This is a genomic window from Pseudomonas sp. SO81 (assembly GCF_030374125.1).
Classification (GTDB): Bacteria; Pseudomonadota; Gammaproteobacteria; order Pseudomonadales; family Pseudomonadaceae; genus Aquipseudomonas.
In genome coordinates, this window is the sequence record NZ_CP126126.1 from 343,783 (window position 1) to 359,327 (window position 15,545).

Below are 15,545 nucleotides of genomic sequence, written 5' to 3' on the forward strand. Positions count from 1 at the left end.
TGACTCGGGACGCAACGGAAGGTTTGATGAAATTTCGAACTATCGAGGTGTGCGCGCTTCTCTTGAGGTGAGGCCGCACGAACGCGGCGCCAGTGGAGATGACCACCATGCCACGCGGTAGCAAAGACAAGTACACCGACAAGCAGAAGCGCAAGGCCGAGCATATCGAGGAGAGTTACGAGTCCCGCGGCGTACCGAAGGACGAGGCTGAGGCAAGGGCCTGGGCCACGGTAAACAAGCAGTCCGGCGGCGGTGAGCGCAAAGGCGGCTCGGGCCAGAAGAAGAGCCCCGAGAAGAAGGAGGTCGCACGCAAGTCCTCGGCCCGCCGCGCAGCCAAGACTCGCGAAGGGGTGCCACGGCCCGGTTCGAAGCTGGAGTCGATGACTCGACCGGAGCTGATGGAGATGGCACGCAAGCGGGAGATCCGTGGGCGCTCGACCATGCGCAAGGCCGAACTGATCGAGGCCCTCGGCTGACTCGCTCTGCTACTCCTCGTCTTCGCCCTCGGTGACCTGGTCCGTCCAGGGTTTGCCATCCAAAGGGGCGGAACGTGCCAACTCGGCTTCGTCCAGGCCGATGCCGCCGCCGATAGCCTCCTCGCCGACCACGCTCAGTTCCTTGTCCAGCGGGTGGCTATCGCCGAGCTCGTCCGGCGAGTTGGCCCCGCTCTCGTCGAACAGGGTGTCGGGGCTGAGATCGTCCATTGTCACATTGTCCTCGTGGGCACTGTCGGTCAGCGTCTCGCCGCCCGTCATGCCGGCGTGGAACTCGCGCTCGGCCGAATACTCCTCGCGCACCTCGGACTCAGGACGCCGATCGCCGGCCCGGCCCTCGCGTTCGTCGTGGCGGTCATCGAAGTCCAGCTCGCGAACCGAGCCCATGCGGTCCTCGATGTCGTCGATCTCCTGAACTCGCGGTGTGTGCTTGCTCATGCTGCTGCTCCAGTCGGCTGGTGTTCCTCTGTCGACTGGTGGCCGCGACGATGATTCAAGCTGTTTGCCGCTACCTCAGAAGCGAAAGCGCTCGGAACGGTTTTGCAGTTCGTCCAGCTCCAATGGCTGGGCAGACTGCTGGACGGCACGGAGGTCGTTCGGGGCTGGCAGGGATGGCGATTGAAAGATGGGCGACAGCCGATAGGATGCCTGCTGGTCGTAGCCGATCAGGGTGGTTCGATCGAGATTACGCAGCAGAAGCTGCAGATCGATGACCTGGTCCATCGCCGGCGGCCGTGCCGGTGCCCGGGACAAGGACTGCCATGCGAGGAAGGTGCACAGCGGTGTGCAGATCAGCAGTACGACGAGGTAATAGTCGAGAAATGATTCCCCGGACCGGTCCCGGCCAGACTCCACTGTGCCCATGGCGGCTGTTCTCCCTGGTGGGTGTGCACCGACAGCCGCGAAAGCGGTGCGCACTTGAATGAAATTGCCCTAACCCTGACAGCGCGTTGGGAAAGTGATGGCCATCTGCCTATAAGAAAGCTGGCGAAAACCCTTGAGCCAGAGCGGATTGTCCGGCATATCGCGGAGTAATGAAGATATCTTTTGGAGATAAAGAGATATCCCTTCCGCATATCGAGCGAATAAATCGCGCCGTTATGCCTTCCAGAGCCTCTCCAGCGCCCTTTACCGAGACATTTATGCGTTTAAGTCATTAAAAAAGTCTGAACACTTATCCCCTCGTTCTCTCCGAGTAAGTGTGCCATCGGCACATACACCAAATTACTGACGAGGATTTAAAAATGGCTGAACATCGCGGCGGTAAAGGCAATTTCGCGGAAGACCCACAGCGTGCTTCCGAGGCCGGCAAGAAAGGTGGCCATGTGAGCGGGGGCAACTTCAAGAACGACCCGCAGCGTGCTTCCGAGGCCGGACGCAAAGGCGGCCAGAACAGCCACGGCGGTCGCAACTAGTAGCAATCTGCGCAACTCGAGAGCGGCCTACGCTCTCGAGTTCCAGCCACCGCTCTCCCGCTCTTCCGCTCCTCTTGCCGCGCCGGGCTAGTCCGCCTGAGCGGTAGCCTCCTGCTCCTCCACGTCCTCATCGAAGGTGTTGTCCCAGATCAGTCGCGGGTCGAAGGTGACTGCGGCAATCATGGTCAGGATCACCACGGTGGCGAAGGCCGCTGCGCCGAGATTAGCCTGGATGCTGGCCAGGTTGCCGAAGTTGACCACTGTCACCAGGATGGCGATGACGAAGATATCCAGCATCGACCAGCGCCCGATCCATTCGATGAAGCGGTACATGAGGATGCGCTGCTGCGCCGACATCGGCTGGTGCCGCTGCACCGAGTACAGCAGCATGCCGATGCCCACCAGCTTGAAGGTCGGCACCAGGATGCTGGCAACGAACACCACCAGGGCGATCGGCAACATGTCGGCATGGATCAGCTCCAGCACCCCGCCCATGATGGTCGACGGCGCGCCCTTGCCGAGGAAATTGACGGTCATGATCGGCAGCACGTTGGCCGGAATATAGAGAATCGCCGCCGTGATCAGCAGGGCCCAAGTGCGGGCGATGCTGTTCGGTCGGCGGGCATGCAGGCGACCACCGCAGCGCGTGCAATGCTGTACTTCGTCTTCGCGCAGGTATTCCAGCTTGTGGCATTCCCCGCAGACGATGATGCCGGCATCAAGTGCGCGCATCGCCTTCCTCCTCTTCGCTCAGCGCATCCCATACCTGGTGCGGTGACATGGTGACCTCCAGCCAGATCTGCGCCAGCATCAGCGCGATGAAGCAGGCCAGGCCGACCCCCAGGTGCAGCTTGGCCATGTCGATCAGCTTGACGATGGAAACCAGGATGCCGAAGAGGTAGACCTCGAGCATCCCCCACTCGCGCATGTGGTGGTAGATGCGATAGCAGTAGCAGGCCAGGGGCCGCAGGGCCGGCCGCGGCATGGCGATCAGCACGAACAGCTGGCACAGCAGCTTGAGTAGCGGCACCAGCATGCTGCTCAGGAACACCACCACGGCCACGCCCTGCATGTCCGAGTGGTACAGCCCCACCACCCCGCTCCACACCGTGTCCACGGCGTGCTGGCCGAGAATGCTGAGGCTCATGATCGGCAGGAAGTTGGCCGGCACGAACAGGATCAGCGCGGTCAGTACCAGGGCCAGCGAACGGCGGCGCATCTGCGAGCGGTGCACCACCATCTCGTAGCCACAGCGGGGGCAGCAGGCCTTCTGCTCTTCCCCCACATGCGGATGGTGCATGAGCAGGTCGCACTCGTGACAAGCGATCAACTGCTCCAGTGGTGGCAGCTGTCCTCGGGTCAGGCTTTCGGATTGCACTCTCTTGCACCTCTCGACTCGGCGACCCGTCTGCAGGCCGCAGGCTAGATATTACCCGCATTGCGCAAGTTTGCCGCAGGGCCTGTAGCACGGCTTCGTGCTAGGGTGCGTACACCCCATCATTCAGAGGTTTGCGCATGCGCCTGAAACTGGCCCCGTTCGTTCTGCTCGCCCTGCTCGGCAACCCCGCGGTCGCCCATGACTACAGCGTCGGCGAGCTGCATATCGATCATCCCTGGTCACGCGCCCTGCCACCCACCGCGCCCAATGGCGCCGCCTACTTCGTGGTGCACAACAAGGGTACCGAGGGCGACCGTCTGCTCGGCGCCAGCACGCCGCTGGCCGCCACGGCCGAGCTGCATACCCATGTGCACCTGGGCGACGTGATGAAGATGCAGAAAGTCGACTCGGTGGGCGTGCCCGCCGATGGCGAGGCCCGCTTCGAGCCCGGCAGCAACCATGTCATGCTGTTCGGCCTGAAACAGCCGCTGGTGGCCGGCGAGCGCTTCCCGCTGACCCTGGAGTTCGAGAAGGCCGGCAAGGTCGAGGTGGAAGTCGCCATCGAGGCCGAGGCACCCAAGGCCGAGCACCACCACTGACGCGTGGGGCGCCTGGCGTCAGTCGCGATCCAGCAGATGGAAGCGCGGCAACGACAGGTGCCAGCGGATCGCCGCCAGGCGAGTCAGCAACACGGTCAGCATGGCTACGCCGGTATCCAGCCAGTGCGGTGTCTCCAACTCGCGCATGACGATGAACACCAGCGAGCCGAGGATGCAGGCGGTGGCGTAGATCTCCTTCTGGAAGATCAGCGGAATCTCGTTGCAGATCACATCGCGCATCACCCCACCGGCCACGCCGGTCATCACGCCCATGATCACCGCTGTGCTGTACGGCACGTTGTGCTGCAGCGCCACCTCGGTGCCGATCACGGTGAACACGGCCAGGCCGAAGGCGTCGGCGATCAACAGGCCGCGCTCGTGGATCGGCTGGGTCAGGCGCACCCAGAGCACGGTGCCGACCGCGGCGATGGAGGCGATCAGGATATAGGTGTCGTTGCGGATCCAGCTGACCGGATGGTTGTCCAGGATCAGGTCACGCAAGGTGCCGCCACCCAGCGCGGTGATCACGGCGATGACCAGCACGCCGAACAGGTCCATGGACTTGCGTCCCGCCATCAACGCGCCGGTGATGGCGAAGACGGCGACGCCGAACAGGTCGGCAAGGTAGAAAATCTGCTGCATGGCGCCTTCAGTTGCTCACGGGGGCGCGCATGGTAACAAACTCCTCGGCGGCGGTCGGGTGGATACCCAGAGTCTCGTCGAAGATGCGCTTGGTCGCCCCAGCCTTCAGCGCCACGGCCAGGCCCTGGACGATCTCGCCAGACTCCGGCCCGACCATGTGACAGCCGAGCACCTTGTCGCTCTTGGCATCGACCACCAGCTTCATCAGGGTGCGCTCCTGGCACTGGGTGAGGGTCAGTTTCATCGGCCGGAAGCGGCTCTCGAACACCTTCACTTCATGGCCCTGCTCGCGCGCCTGCTCCTCGGTCAGGCCGACGGTGGCGATGTTCGGCAGGCTGAACACGGCGGTGGGAATCAGGCTGTAGTCCAGCTTGCGATATTCCTCGGGCTTGAACAGCCGCCGCGCCACCGCCATGCCTTCGGCCAGCGCCACGGGGGTGAGCTGTACGCGGCCAATCACGTCGCCGAGGGCGAGGATCGAGGGTTCGCTGGTCTCGAACTGCTCGTTAACCTGAATAAAGCCCTTGTCGTCGAGCTTCACGCCGGTGTTTTCCAGGCCCAGGTTGTCCAGCATTGGTCGCCGCCCGGTGGCGTAGAACACGCAGTCGGTGGCCAGCTCGCGGCCGTCTTTCAGGGTGGCCAGCAGACTGCCGTCGGCCTGGCGCTCGATACGGCTGATATCGGTGTTGAACTGCAGGTCCAGCCCCTTCTTCTCCAGCTCCTCCTTGAGGTGCTTGCGCACCGCGCCGTCGAAACCGCGCAGGAACAGGTCCTTGCGGTACAGCAGCGAGGTCTGCGCGCCCAGGCCATGGAAGATCGAGGCGAACTCGACGGCGATGTAGCCACCGCCGACCACCAGTACGCGCTTGGGCAGCTGTTCGAGGAAGAATGCCTCGTTGGAGGTGATCGCCAGCTCCTTGCCAGGGATGTCGGGCACCTGCGGCCAGCCACCGGTGGCGATCAGGATGTGCCGAGCGCTGTGGCGCTGGCCGTTGATCTCCACTTCATGCGGGCCGGTCAGCCTGGCGTGGCCTTCCAGCAGGGTCACACCGCTGTTAACCAGCAGGTTGCGGTAAATGCCATTGAGGCGCTGGATCTCGCGGTTCTTGTTGGCGATCAGGGTCGGCCAGTCGAACTGCGGCTCGCCGGAACTCCAGCCGAAGCCGGCGGCCTGCTCGAAGTCGTCGGCGAAATGCGCGCCATACACCAGAAACTTCTTCGGCACGCAGCCGACGTTGACGCAGGTGCCGCCCAGGTAGCGGCTCTCGGCCACGGCCACTCTGGCACCGAAGCCGGCAGCGAAACGGGCGGCGCGCACACCGCCGGAACCGGCGCCGATCACGAACAGGTCGAATTCATAGGACATCGCAGTTCTCCTTGCAGGCGACAAGCATACCGGAGAGCCCGGGGGCTGCGTGTATGCTTGCAAATAGGACTAGACCCGCGCCGGTTCGGCCAGGAGGATCGTCATGCGCCCCGCTCTGACCCATATCGCCCTGCACGTTCCCGAGCTGCAACCCTGCGTGGATTTCTACCGCGAGTTCTGCGGTATGCAGGTGATCCACGAACGGGCCGGAAAGGGCTCGAAGATCGTCTGGATGGCCGAGCCCGGCAAGGAACACCAGTTCATCTTCGTCATCATGCCCGGCGGCGCGGATCGCCAGCTGGCAGCAGACGACTACAGCCACTTCGGCTTCGCCGTGGCCAGCCGCGAGGTCGTCGACCAGATCGCCAGACGAGCTGCCGAGGCCGGTTGCCTGGTGTGGGCGCCACGCGACGAACCCTATCCGGTCGGTTACTACTGCGGCCTGCGCGATCCGGCCGGCAACTACGTCGAGTTCAGCTACGGCCAGCCACTGGGGCCAGGCTCGGAGGCAATGCCCATCCCCTGATTCAAGCCGCCTGAAACGACAAAGCCACCCGAAGGTGGCTTTGGCTGACAGCAGCGACCTATCAGTAGGCCTTGCCGGTCTTGTACAGATTCTCGAAGCAAAAGTTGGTGGCGTCGATGTAACCCTCGGCGCCGCCGCAGTCGAAACGCTTGCCCTTGAACTTGTAGGCGATCACGCAACCGTCCTGGGCCTGCTTCATCAGGGCGTCGGTGATCTGGATCTCGCCGCCCTTGCCCGGCTCGGTCTTCTCGATCAGGTCGAAGATGTCCGGGGTGAGGATGTAGCGGCCAATGATCGCCAGGTTGGACGGCGCGTCTTCCGGCTTCGGCTTCTCGACCATGTTGTTCACGCGGAAGATGTCGTCACGAATCATCTCTCCGGCGATCACGCCGTACTTGGAGGTCTCCTCCTTCGGTACTTCCTGGATGGCGACGATGGAGCAGCGGAACTGGTTGTACAGCTTGACCATCTGCTGCAGCACGCCGTCGCCTTCGAGGTTGAAGCACAGGTCGTCAGCCAGCACCACGGCGAACGGCTCGTCACCGATCAGCGGGCGGCCGCTGAGGATGGCGTGGCCCAGGCCCTTCATCTCGATCTGACGGGTGTAGGAGAAACTGCACTCGTCGATCAGGCGACGGATACCGACCAGGTACTTTTCCTTGTCGGTGCCCTGAATCTGGTGTTCCAGCTCGTAGCTGATGTCGAAATGGTCTTCCAGCGCGCGCTTACCACGTCCGGTGACCATGGCGATCTCGCTCAGGCCTGCTTCCAGAGCCTCCTCGACGCCATACTGGATCAGCGGCTTGTTGACCACCGGCAGCATTTCCTTGGGCATGGCCTTGGTGGCTGGCAGGAAGCGAGTGCCGTAACCGGCCGCCGGGAACAGACATTTCTTGATCATGACAATCCTTGGTACTGCGAGGGGCTGAATTGCCGCGCAGTCTAATCAGGCTGAGTCGGCCTTACAATGCCCGTTGAGTGAAGAAATACCGGGGCTTGCGAATACGTTTGAAGCCAACAAAAAACCCGGCCTAGGCCGGGTTTTTTGCAGAGCTCAGCGCCAATTACTTGGCCTGGGCTTCTACTTCAGCTTCTACGCGACGGTTGACCGCGCGACCGGCTTCGGTGGCGTTGTCGGCAACCGGGCGGGACTCGCCGTAGCCAACCGAACCAACGCGCTCGGAGCCTACACCGTACTGGTTGACCAGTACTTCACGAACGGCGTTGGCACGACGCTCGGACAGCTTCTGGTTGTAGGCGTCGGTGCCGACGGAGTCGGTGTGGCCTTCAACGGTGGTGTTGGTCTGCGGGTACTGGTTCATGAAGTCGGCCAGGTTCTTGATGTCGCCGTAGCTTTCTTCTTTGACCTTGGACTTGTCGAAGTCGAACTTCACGTCCAGCTCAACACGAACGGTCTCGGCCGGTTCCGGAGTCGGAGCGACTTCGGCAACTGGCTCGGCAACCGGCTCGGCAACCGGGGCCGGCTTGGAGCCGCCACCGAAGTTCAGGCCGATACCAACGCTCGGGGCCCACTCGGTGTCGCCCTGGTCGATGTTGTACTGAGCTTCAACGCCAGCGCGGGCGTAGAAGTTCTCGGTGAAGTAGTACTTGGCACCACCGCCCAGGTTGGCGAAGGTGGAGCCGTTGCGACCGCTACGGCCATTTTGGCCGATGCTCTGGTCGGAGAAGCCGGCGGAGACGTACGGACGCAGGCTGTCGGCCGAAGTGTTGAAGTGGTACAGAGCATCCAGGGCGGTGTTGGAGCCCTTGATGTTGCGGCCGTCTTCGGCACGAGCGTTGTGCACTTCGTCGTAACCCAGGCGCAGCTCGACATCATCGGTCAGGAAGTAACCAATGGAGCCACCGAACAGGTTGCCATCGTTCTTGAAATCGCGAGCTTCATCGAAGTACTGCTTCTTGGCGAAGCCTTCGATTTCAACAGCGCCCTGGCCTTGAGCCAGTGCATTCAGCGAAGTGGCGGCAACCAGAGTACCGATGACGGCGCCCAAGGTATTTTTCAGTTTCATCCGTAAATCCCCATCAAAAGACGATTAATAGTTGCCCGGCCCGAACGACCGAGAACAACATGGCGGCGATTGTAACAAAACTACACACTGCTGTGTGGTGATATTTCGCGCACACTGCGCGTAAGAGGCTGTTCAGCTAATTAAGTTTCACTGACATTGCCGAATTTTTCGCGCAGGCGGTCAAGCGCGCGCTTGTAGCGCATCTTGGTGGCGCTGAGTCCCATGTGCATGATGTCGGCGATTTCCTGGAACTCCAGTTCCGCAACAAAACGCAATACCAGGATTTCCCGGTCAATCGGATTGACGTGCACCAACCAGCGATCTAGGCCGCCCTTCTCTTCCAGCTTGGGCGCCTTCTCTTCGGAAGCCTCTTCCAGTGGATCGAGACTCAATGCGTCGAGCAGGCGGCGTTTGCGCCGCTCCTTGCGGTACTGGGTAATGCACTCGTTATAAGTGATGCTATATAGCCATGTCTTGAACTTGGACTTACCTTCGAAGTTCTTCAGTCCATAGAGAACTTTCAGCATAACTTCCTGGCAGACGTCATCGGCATCGCGCTCGTTACCGAGGTAACGAGCACAGACATTGAACAGCGTACGCTGGTAACGCCGCATCAACTCTTCGTAAGCACGAGTGACGTGGAACAGCTCGACATGCGCACGCTGCACCAGCTCCTCGTCCGAGAGCTCGCGTGGGTCGTACCGCGTGGGAAGCGATTGGGCCTTGTTCAAAACAACTCGTGCCGACAGTCAGGTCAGAAGGCAGCGCCAGAGCGCAACGCGAGAAGCGCTGGACGCATACATTAGCAGGGATTGGCGCGTCAGCGGCTGCTGACGCGTTGCTCGAGCAGGGTACGGTTGGCCACCGAAACCAGCTCACCCTCTTCGGTGAGCAGCACGGTCTTCACGGTACCGATCTCCTCGATCTGGCCTTCGACATCGCCGACCTTCACTTGTTGCCCGACCTCATAGAGTTCGCGCACATAGATGCCGGCCAGGATCTGTCCGGCGATTTCGCGGCTGCCCAGGCCGAGCGCCAGGGCGACGGCCAGGCCCACGGAAATCAGCACGATGGCGATCACGTTGTTCAGCAGGTCGGTCTTCACCTCCAGCTGGCCGATGGCGACCGAGATGCTGATGATGATCACCAGACCCTGGGCGATGCGACCGAGGCCGGCGGCATAATCCAGGCCCACTCCTTCGGCGGCGCCGCGCACGATGCCGCTGACCAGCTGCGCCAGCAGCACGCCCGAGAGCATCACCACGGCAGCGCCCAGCACCTTCGGCAAGTAGAGCGCCAGCACATCGAGGGTGGCGGACACGCGGTCCAGCCCCAGGGACTCGGCGGCGGAGACCAGGAAGATCAGTAGAACGAACCAGTAGACGATCTTGCCGATCAGGGTCGATACCGGCACCTGAATGCCAACCTTGGAAAGCATCTTGTTCAGGCCGGTGCCTGCCATCAGGCGATCCAGGCCCAGCTTGGCCAACAGCTTGGACAGCAGGGTATCGAGCAGTTTGGCCACCACGAAACCGAGCAGCACCACTACCAGAGCGCCGAAGAAACGAGGGATGAAGCCCGCGACGGGAGCCCATACCGAGCTCATGGCGTTAACGAGACTTTGAGTCCAGGGATCGAATTCCATATTCAGTCAGCCTTGTCTGCGGAGCGGGTACGGCGGGAAACCGGTGCCACGTGAGCGGAACCGTTGTTGAGAGCGATCATGATGGCCTCAAGGCCTCGCCCCATGAGACCAAAGAGATCGCCGGCCCCAACCTGGCGGTTGGCAGTCTTCAGCACACGGCCGAGGGTCGCGTCATCATCGTGGTCACCGGGCTGCGACTTGAGCAGATCGCGCAGGGACTCTTCAAAAGGATCGTACATGCCTACCTCGCATGGATTTGTTGCCTAGACGTGGCGACCTGGGCGCAAGTCACATCTAGAGCCAGCGCAGCCGGCGGAACACCCACCACTGCAGCGCGCCGACACTGGCAAGAATGGCGCAGATCAGTAGGAAACCATATTTGCTCTCGGCCCCCGGGATGCCGCCGACATTGATGCCGAGCAGGCCGGTGAGAAAGCTCATGGGCAGGAAGAACACGGTGGTCACGCCGAGCAGGTACATGGCGCGATTCATCTTCTCGCTCATGCGTCGGTGCTCGGACTCCAGTACCAGCCCTACCCGCTCGCGAATCATCTCCAGCTCTTCCAGGTAGCGGGTCAGCCGGTTGTTCAGCTCGTTCCACTGGTCGCCATCGCCATAACCGTTGCGCGTCAGCTGGGCATAGATGTCCCGCTGGGGAGCCAGGAAGCGGCGCAGGCCGGCGGCGCGGCGGCGCACATGCAGCACCACGCCGTGATCAGGCATGAAGCGCTCGTCGCTGTCGAGGCGTTCCTCCTGCCCCTCCAACTGGTCGGACAGGCCGTCGATCAGCCCGTCGACCTTGTCGGTGAGGTAGTGCGCCAGCTGCAACACCAGCTCGGTGCTGTCGCGCGGGCCCTGGCCCTGTTCCAGCAGGGCGATCAGCTCTTCGGTGGCGCGCAGAGGGCGCAGGCGCAGGGATATCACCCGGCGAGCACCGGCGAAGATGCGTACCGAGACCATGTCTTCGGGATCAGCCCCGGGATTCAGATTGACGCCGCGCAGGAACAGCAGCAGCTCATGCTCGGGCAGCGTCAGCAGGCGCGGCCGGGTGTTTTCCTCCAGCAGCAGATCGCAGCTGAATTCGCTGAGGCCGCTGTGCTCGCGCAGCCAGGCGCGGGTTTGCGGATGGCCTCTGTCCCAGTGCAGCCAGAGGCTCTCCTGCTCGGCGAGCTGCAGGCCCTCCAGCTGGTCCCACTCCAGGCTGCGCGCGCCACCCCGGCCGTCAAGGACGAAGGCGTGCACCAGCCCCCACTGCAGATTGTCTTTCTCGTACATCCCTGCGCTCACTGTCGCCACCGGGAGCCCACCAGTGCGGGCTCCGCGAGGCTTATTCCGGCATCTTCAGCGGTTCGGGGGAAACGATCACGCCGTTGTTGTCCGCGTAGACATAGTGGCCCGGCTTGAAGGTCACGCCGCCGAAGGTCACGGCCACGTTGAGATCGCCGATGTTGCGCTTGTCGGTCTTCATCGGGTGGCTGGCCAGCGCCTGCACGCCCAGGTCGGTCTGCGCCAGCACGTCGACGTCGCGCACGCAACCGTAGATCACCATGCCTTCCCAGCCATTCTTCGCGGCTTTCTCGGCGATCATGTCGCCCAGCAGCGCACGGCGCAGGGAACCGCCGCCATCGACCACCAGCACCTTGCCCTTGCCCGGTTGATCGGCCTGGGATTTGACCAGCGAGTTGTCCTCGTGGCACTTGACGGTGACGATCTCGCCGCCGAAGGAATCGCGGCCACCGAAGTTGGCAAACATCGGCTCGACCACCTGCACCAGCTCCGGGTAGGCGTCGCAGAGATCGGGGGTGACGTATTGCATGGGGATGCTCCTATCAGTTGAAACTCAGAGTAGGCAGCGCCTGGATTGTTCGGCCGCTGCGCGGCAGCGACGGCGGCGAATCGTGACCAAACCGGCGGATTTCGTCACATCTTAGCCGCATGCCAGAGCGCTTGTAACCTCAATCCTGCTGCTTTTCCGCCGGCAACCGCAGTTCGCGCAGCCATTGCTCGACCAGGGGCCAGACCTCCGCCTGCGCCTCCTTGCTGACCAGCATTTCGACATGGCCGAAATCGCTGGAAAAGCCTTTCTCCTTGCCCAGCAGCAGGAAGCTGCGCGGCGCGGCAACGAACTGCTCGTACAGCTTGCGGCACGCCCAGGTCGGGTCCTGCAGGTCGCCGGCGGCACTGACCGCCAGCAGCGGCACCTGCACATCGGCCATGCCCGCCCACCAGTCGCGCTCGGAGTCGCCGAAACGGCCGAACAGGCGGTGCCAGCGCAGACTCTCCAGCGCCAGGCCGATCGGCTCGTCCTCGGGACCACGCTTGAAGCGCGCGCCGGAGATATGGTGGAAGCCCTTGAGCAGCAGACGGCTACCCCACTCCACCGGCGGCACCTTGAGCGGCCAGTAGATGCGACTGATCTGCGCGCCGAACAACGCCGCCGATGCCGCGTCCTCAGCGTTCAGATAGCCTCCACCCAGCGCGGCGGCCAGGGTCGTGCCGCCCAGGGAATGGCCGACCCAATGCGGCACGCGGCCACTCTGCTCGCGCACGAAGGCGGCGATGGCCGGCAGGTCGTAGCGCGCGTAGTCGGCCACCGTGTTGTGCTTGTAGGCCTGGTTGCGCGGCGACAGGCCGTGGCCACGCATCTCGGCGATCCACACATCGAAGCCGGCGCGCGCCAGGTGCGGCCCCAGGCCGATGCCACGCGGCGAATACCAGAAGCGCCGATTGGAAAAGCTGCCATGCAACAGGATCACCGGCTCTCCGCGGTGCTCCCGATCGGCCAAGCCCAGGCGGGTCAGCGCCAGCTCGACGGAGAAGTCCGGCGAGTTGCCGGGCTTCAGGCGATAGACGTCTTCGCTCAGATCACCGCGCAACTCGGCACTGATCAGGGCGACGGGGAACAATTCACTACTGCTTTGCATACTGCTTCTTGCACGAGAAATGGCGGGAGCGATCTTTGGCCGCGCCCCGGGACAGCAGCCCCGAGCCTATATGCCATACACAAAAAAGGGCGGGATCGCTCCCGCCCTTCTGGGATGACGATTGAATCAGCCTTGCTGGCCTTCGGCCAGGAAGAACCAGGTATCCAGCACCGAGTCCGGGTTCAGCGACACGCTCTCGATGCCCTGCTCCATCAGCCACTTGGCCAGATCCGGGTGGTCCGACGGACCCTGACCGCAAATGCCGATGTACTTGCCAGCCTTGTTGCAGGCCTGGATGGCGTTGGCCAGCAGCTTCTTGACCGCCGGGTTACGCTCGTCGAACAGGTGGGCGACGATGCCGGAATCACGGTCCAGGCCCAGGGTCAGCTGGGTCAGGTCGTTGGAGCCGATGGAGAAGCCGTCGAAGAACTCGAGGAACTCGTCGGCCAGCAGGGCGTTGGACGGCAGCTCGCACATCATGATGACCTTCAGGCCATTCTGGCCGCGGGCCAGGCCGTTGCTGGCCAGCAGCTCGACCACCTGCGACGCCTCCCCCAGGGTACGCACGAAGGGCACCATGATCTCGACGTTGGTCAGGCCCATCTCGTTGCGCACTTTCTTCAGCGCGCGGCACTCCAGCTCGAAGCAGTCGCGGAAGCTCTCGCTGATGTAGCGCGAGGCGCCACGGAAGCCGAGCATCGGGTTCTCTTCTTCCGGCTCGTACAGCTTGCCGCCGATCAGGTTGGCGTATTCGTTGGACTTGAAGTCGGACAAGCGCACGATGACCTTCTTCGGCCAGAAGGCTGCGGCCAGGGTGCTGATGCCCTCGACCAGCTTCTCGACATAGAAGCCGACCGGGTCGTCGTAGCCGGCGATGCGCTTCTCGACGCTGTCCTTGATCTCGGTCGGCAGGCCGGCAAAGTTCAGCAGTGCCTTGGGGTGCACGCCGATCATGCGGTTGATGATGAACTCGAGACGGGCCAGGCCCACGCCCTCGTTGGGCAGCTGGGCGAAGTCGAAGGCGCGATCCGGGTTGCCGACGTTCATCATGATCTTGAACGGCAGGTCGGGCATGGCGTCGACCGAGTTCTTGCGAATGTCGAAGCCCAGCTCGCCTTCGAAGATGAAGCCGGTGTCGCCCTCGGCGCAGGAAACGGTCACGCCCTGGCCATCCTGCAGCACCTGGGTGGCATTGCCGCAACCGACCACGGCCGGGATGCCCAGTTCACGGGCGATGATCGCCGCGTGGCAGGTACGCCCGCCACGGTTGGTGACAATGGCGCTGGCGCGCTTCATCACCGGCTCCCAGTCCGGATCGGTCATGTCGGAGACCAGCACGTCGCCCGGTTGCACCTTGTCCATTTCGGACACGTCGTGGATCACCCGCACGCGACCGGCGCCGATGCGCTGGCCGATGGCGCGGCCTTCCACCAGGACCTTGCCCTTCTCTTTCAGCAGGTAGCGCTCCATCACGGTGGCGCTGGCACGGCTCTTCACGGTTTCCGGACGGGCCTGGACGATGTACAGCTTGCCGTCGTCGCCATCCTTGGCCCACTCGATGTCCATCGGGCGACCGTAGTGTTTTTCGATGATCAGCGCCTGCTTGGCCAGCTCGCTGACTTCGGCGTCGGTGATGCAGAAGCGCGCGCGCTCGGCGCGGTCGACCTCGACAGTCTTGACCGAGCGACCGGCCTTGGCCTCTTCGCCGTAGACCATCTTGATCGCCTTGCTGCCCAGGTTGCGACGCAGGATGGCCGGGCGGCCGGCTTCCAGGGTCTGCTTGTGCACGTAGAACTCGTCGGGGTTCACCGCGCCCTGCACCACGGTCTCGCCGAGGCCGTAGGCGCCGGTGATGAACACCACGTCACGGAAGCCGGACTCGGTGTCCAGGGTGAACATCACGCCGGCTGTGCCGGTTTCCGAGCGGACCATGCGCTGCACTCCGGCGGACAGGGCGACCAGCTTGTGGTCGAAGCCCTGGTGCACGCGGTAGGCGATGGCGCGGTCGTTGAACAGGGAGGCGAAGACTTCCTTGGCCGCGCGGATCACGTTGTCCACGCCGCGGATGTTGAGGAAGGTTTCTTGCTGGCCGGCGAAGGAGGCATCCGGCAGGTCTTCGGCGGTGGCGGAGGAACGCACGGCGACGGCCATGTTGTCGTTGCCGGCGGACATCTCGGCGAAGGCCGTGCGGATCTGCGCATCCAGCTGGGCCGGGAACTCGGCGTCCATCACCCACTGGCGGATCTGCGCGCCAGTCTTGGCCAGGGCGTTGACGTCATCCACGTCCAGCGCATCGAGGGCGGCGTGGATGCGGTCGTTCAGGCCGCTTTGTTCGAGAAAGTCACGGTAGGCCTGGGCGGTAGTGGCGAAACCACCCGGAACAGAGACGCCGGCGCCAGCCAGGTTGCTGATCATTTCGCCCAGGGATGCGTTTTTGCCCCCTACATGCTCCACATCGTGGACGCCGAGCTTATCGAGGGAAATTACGTACTCAACCAAGGTGAACTCTCCACTGTACGTGGCAGAGCC

19 protein-coding genes are annotated in these 15,545 nt (G+C 63.0%); 4 read left to right on the top strand and 15 right to left on the bottom strand.

Features of this window, described 5'->3' with window-relative positions; genetic code table 11:
• The first annotated feature begins 107 nt into the window (after positions 1-107).
• Entirely contained in the window at positions 108-476 is a 369-nt protein-coding gene (locus OH686_RS01535) for a Rho termination factor N-terminal domain-containing protein (RefSeq protein ID WP_289535886.1), read from the top strand.
• A gap of 9 nt (positions 477-485) precedes the next feature.
• Here OH686_RS01535 and OH686_RS01540 read toward each other — a convergent pair whose 3' ends face one another.
• Both OH686_RS01540 and OH686_RS01545 read right to left on the bottom strand, forming a co-directional pair.
• Positions 486-932 (bottom strand): phosphotransferase system, HPr-related protein, encoded by a 447-nt coding sequence (locus tag OH686_RS01540; protein ID WP_289535887.1) that lies wholly within the window; start codon positions 930-932, stop codon positions 486-488.
• A gap of 75 nt (positions 933-1,007) precedes the next feature.
• Positions 1,008-1,358, bottom strand: a complete 351-nt coding sequence (locus tag OH686_RS01545) for a hypothetical protein (protein WP_289535888.1) — start codon at positions 1,356-1,358, stop codon at positions 1,008-1,010.
• A 380-nt stretch (positions 1,359-1,738) separates the two neighbouring features.
• Here OH686_RS01545 and OH686_RS01550 point away from each other — a divergent pair, with 380 nt between their 5' ends.
• Positions 1,739-1,909 (top strand): con-10 family general stress protein, encoded by a 171-nt coding sequence (locus OH686_RS01550; protein ID WP_137973063.1) that lies wholly within the window; start codon positions 1,739-1,741, stop codon positions 1,907-1,909.
• 87 nt (positions 1,910-1,996) lie between these two features.
• Here OH686_RS01550 and OH686_RS01555 read toward each other — a convergent pair whose 3' ends face one another.
• The gene (locus tag OH686_RS01555; RefSeq protein ID WP_289535889.1) at positions 1,997-2,641 is read right to left on the bottom strand and encodes a paraquat-inducible protein A; all 645 of its coding nucleotides are present in this window, start codon (positions 2,639-2,641) and stop codon (positions 1,997-1,999) included.
• Entirely contained in the window at positions 2,628-3,209 is a 582-nt protein-coding gene (locus OH686_RS01560) for a paraquat-inducible protein A (RefSeq protein WP_289535890.1), read from the bottom strand. Before OH686_RS01560 ends, OH686_RS01555 begins: the two co-directional genes overlap by 14 nt.
• A gap of 221 nt (positions 3,210-3,430) precedes the next feature.
• On the opposite strand from OH686_RS01560, the gene OH686_RS01565 reads away from it, so the two are divergent.
• The gene (locus OH686_RS01565; RefSeq protein ID WP_289538769.1) at positions 3,431-3,886 is read left to right on the top strand and encodes a copper chaperone PCu(A)C; all 456 of its coding nucleotides are present in this window, start codon (positions 3,431-3,433) and stop codon (positions 3,884-3,886) included.
• 18 nt (positions 3,887-3,904) lie between these two features.
• Here the strand turns inward: OH686_RS01565 and OH686_RS01570 are convergent, their stop codons facing one another.
• Both OH686_RS01570 and gorA read right to left on the bottom strand, forming a co-directional pair.
• The gene (locus tag OH686_RS01570) at positions 3,905-4,528 is read right to left on the bottom strand and encodes a trimeric intracellular cation channel family protein (RefSeq protein WP_137973060.1); all 624 of its coding nucleotides are present in this window, start codon (positions 4,526-4,528) and stop codon (positions 3,905-3,907) included.
• Positions 4,529-4,535: 7 nt separating this feature from the next.
• A complete protein-coding gene (gene gorA / locus OH686_RS01575; protein ID WP_289535891.1) occupies positions 4,536-5,894 on the bottom strand; it encodes a glutathione-disulfide reductase in 1,359 nt (452 codons plus the stop codon).
• Between the two features lie 103 nt (positions 5,895-5,997).
• On the opposite strand from gorA, the gene OH686_RS01580 reads away from it, so the two are divergent.
• Positions 5,998-6,420, top strand: coding sequence for a VOC family protein (locus OH686_RS01580; protein WP_289535892.1), 423 nt, complete (start codon positions 5,998-6,000; stop codon positions 6,418-6,420).
• Between the two features lie 61 nt (positions 6,421-6,481).
• Here the strand turns inward: OH686_RS01580 and galU are convergent, their stop codons facing one another.
• The 9 genes from galU to ppsA form a co-directional block, all read right to left on the bottom strand.
• Positions 6,482-7,321: a UTP--glucose-1-phosphate uridylyltransferase GalU gene (galU, locus tag OH686_RS01585; protein WP_137973057.1), complete on the bottom strand. Its 840-nt coding sequence runs from the start codon at positions 7,319-7,321 to the stop codon at positions 6,482-6,484.
• Between the two features lie 163 nt (positions 7,322-7,484).
• A complete protein-coding gene (locus OH686_RS01590; protein WP_289535893.1) occupies positions 7,485-8,447 on the bottom strand; it encodes an OmpA family protein in 963 nt (320 codons plus the stop codon).
• A 140-nt stretch (positions 8,448-8,587) separates the two neighbouring features.
• Positions 8,588-9,178: an RNA polymerase sigma factor SigX gene (gene sigX / locus OH686_RS01595; RefSeq protein WP_137973055.1), complete on the bottom strand. Its 591-nt coding sequence runs from the start codon at positions 9,176-9,178 to the stop codon at positions 8,588-8,590.
• 89 nt (positions 9,179-9,267) lie between these two features.
• Complete coding sequence (locus OH686_RS01600) at positions 9,268-10,092, bottom strand: mechanosensitive ion channel family protein (RefSeq protein WP_137973054.1); 825 nt, start codon at positions 10,090-10,092, stop codon at positions 9,268-9,270.
• Between the two features lie 2 nt (positions 10,093-10,094).
• Positions 10,095-10,331 carry a CrfX protein gene (locus OH686_RS01605; protein ID WP_137973053.1) on the bottom strand — a complete coding sequence of 79 codons (237 nt, stop codon included), beginning with the start codon at positions 10,329-10,331 and terminating at the stop codon, positions 10,095-10,097.
• A 55-nt stretch (positions 10,332-10,386) separates the two neighbouring features.
• Positions 10,387-11,367 carry a divalent cation transporter CmaX gene (gene cmaX / locus OH686_RS01610; RefSeq protein WP_137973052.1) on the bottom strand — a complete coding sequence of 327 codons (981 nt, stop codon included), beginning with the start codon at positions 11,365-11,367 and terminating at the stop codon, positions 10,387-10,389.
• Between the two features lie 52 nt (positions 11,368-11,419).
• Entirely contained in the window at positions 11,420-11,908 is a 489-nt protein-coding gene (gene rraA, locus OH686_RS01615) for a ribonuclease E activity regulator RraA (protein WP_137973051.1), read from the bottom strand.
• A gap of 139 nt (positions 11,909-12,047) precedes the next feature.
• The gene (locus tag OH686_RS01620) at positions 12,048-13,016 is read right to left on the bottom strand and encodes an alpha/beta fold hydrolase (protein WP_289535894.1); all 969 of its coding nucleotides are present in this window, start codon (positions 13,014-13,016) and stop codon (positions 12,048-12,050) included.
• Between the two features lie 126 nt (positions 13,017-13,142).
• The gene (gene ppsA, locus OH686_RS01625; protein WP_289535895.1) at positions 13,143-15,515 is read right to left on the bottom strand and encodes a phosphoenolpyruvate synthase; all 2,373 of its coding nucleotides are present in this window, start codon (positions 15,513-15,515) and stop codon (positions 13,143-13,145) included.
• Positions 15,516-15,545: the final 30 nt, after the last annotated feature.

Bases quoted from the DNA above. Each gene is read 5' to 3' on its own strand.
- OH686_RS01535 (WP_289535886.1), top strand. From the start codon at position 108: ATGCCACGCGGTAGCAAAGACAAGTACACCGACAAGCAGAAGCGCAAG.
- OH686_RS01540 (WP_289535887.1), bottom strand. From the start codon at position 932: ATGAGCAAGCACACACCGCGAGTTCAGGAGATCGACGACATCGAGGAC.
- OH686_RS01545 (WP_289535888.1), bottom strand. From the start codon at position 1,358: ATGGGCACAGTGGAGTCTGGCCGGGACCGGTCCGGGGAATCATTTCTC.
- OH686_RS01550 (WP_137973063.1), top strand. From the start codon at position 1,739: ATGGCTGAACATCGCGGCGGTAAAGGCAATTTCGCGGAAGACCCACAG.
- OH686_RS01555 (WP_289535889.1), bottom strand. From the start codon at position 2,641: ATGCGCGCACTTGATGCCGGCATCATCGTCTGCGGGGAATGCCACAAG.
- OH686_RS01560 (WP_289535890.1), bottom strand. From the start codon at position 3,209: ATGCACCATCCGCATGTGGGGGAAGAGCAGAAGGCCTGCTGCCCCCGC.
- OH686_RS01570 (WP_137973060.1), bottom strand. From the start codon at position 4,528: ATGCAGCAGATTTTCTACCTTGCCGACCTGTTCGGCGTCGCCGTCTTC.
- gorA (WP_289535891.1), bottom strand. From the start codon at position 5,894: ATGTCCTATGAATTCGACCTGTTCGTGATCGGCGCCGGTTCCGGCGGT.
- OH686_RS01580 (WP_289535892.1), top strand. From the start codon at position 5,998: ATGCGCCCCGCTCTGACCCATATCGCCCTGCACGTTCCCGAGCTGCAA.
- galU (WP_137973057.1), bottom strand. From the start codon at position 7,321: ATGATCAAGAAATGTCTGTTCCCGGCGGCCGGTTACGGCACTCGCTTC.
- OH686_RS01590 (WP_289535893.1), bottom strand. From the start codon at position 8,447: ATGAAACTGAAAAATACCTTGGGCGCCGTCATCGGTACTCTGGTTGCC.
- OH686_RS01600 (WP_137973054.1), bottom strand. From the start codon at position 10,092: ATGGAATTCGATCCCTGGACTCAAAGTCTCGTTAACGCCATGAGCTCG.
- OH686_RS01605 (WP_137973053.1), bottom strand. From the start codon at position 10,331: ATGTACGATCCTTTTGAAGAGTCCCTGCGCGATCTGCTCAAGTCGCAG.
- cmaX (WP_137973052.1), bottom strand. From the start codon at position 11,367: ATGTACGAGAAAGACAATCTGCAGTGGGGGCTGGTGCACGCCTTCGTC.
- rraA (WP_137973051.1), bottom strand. From the start codon at position 11,908: ATGCAATACGTCACCCCCGATCTCTGCGACGCCTACCCGGAGCTGGTG.
- OH686_RS01620 (WP_289535894.1), bottom strand. From the start codon at position 13,016: ATGCAAAGCAGTAGTGAATTGTTCCCCGTCGCCCTGATCAGTGCCGAG.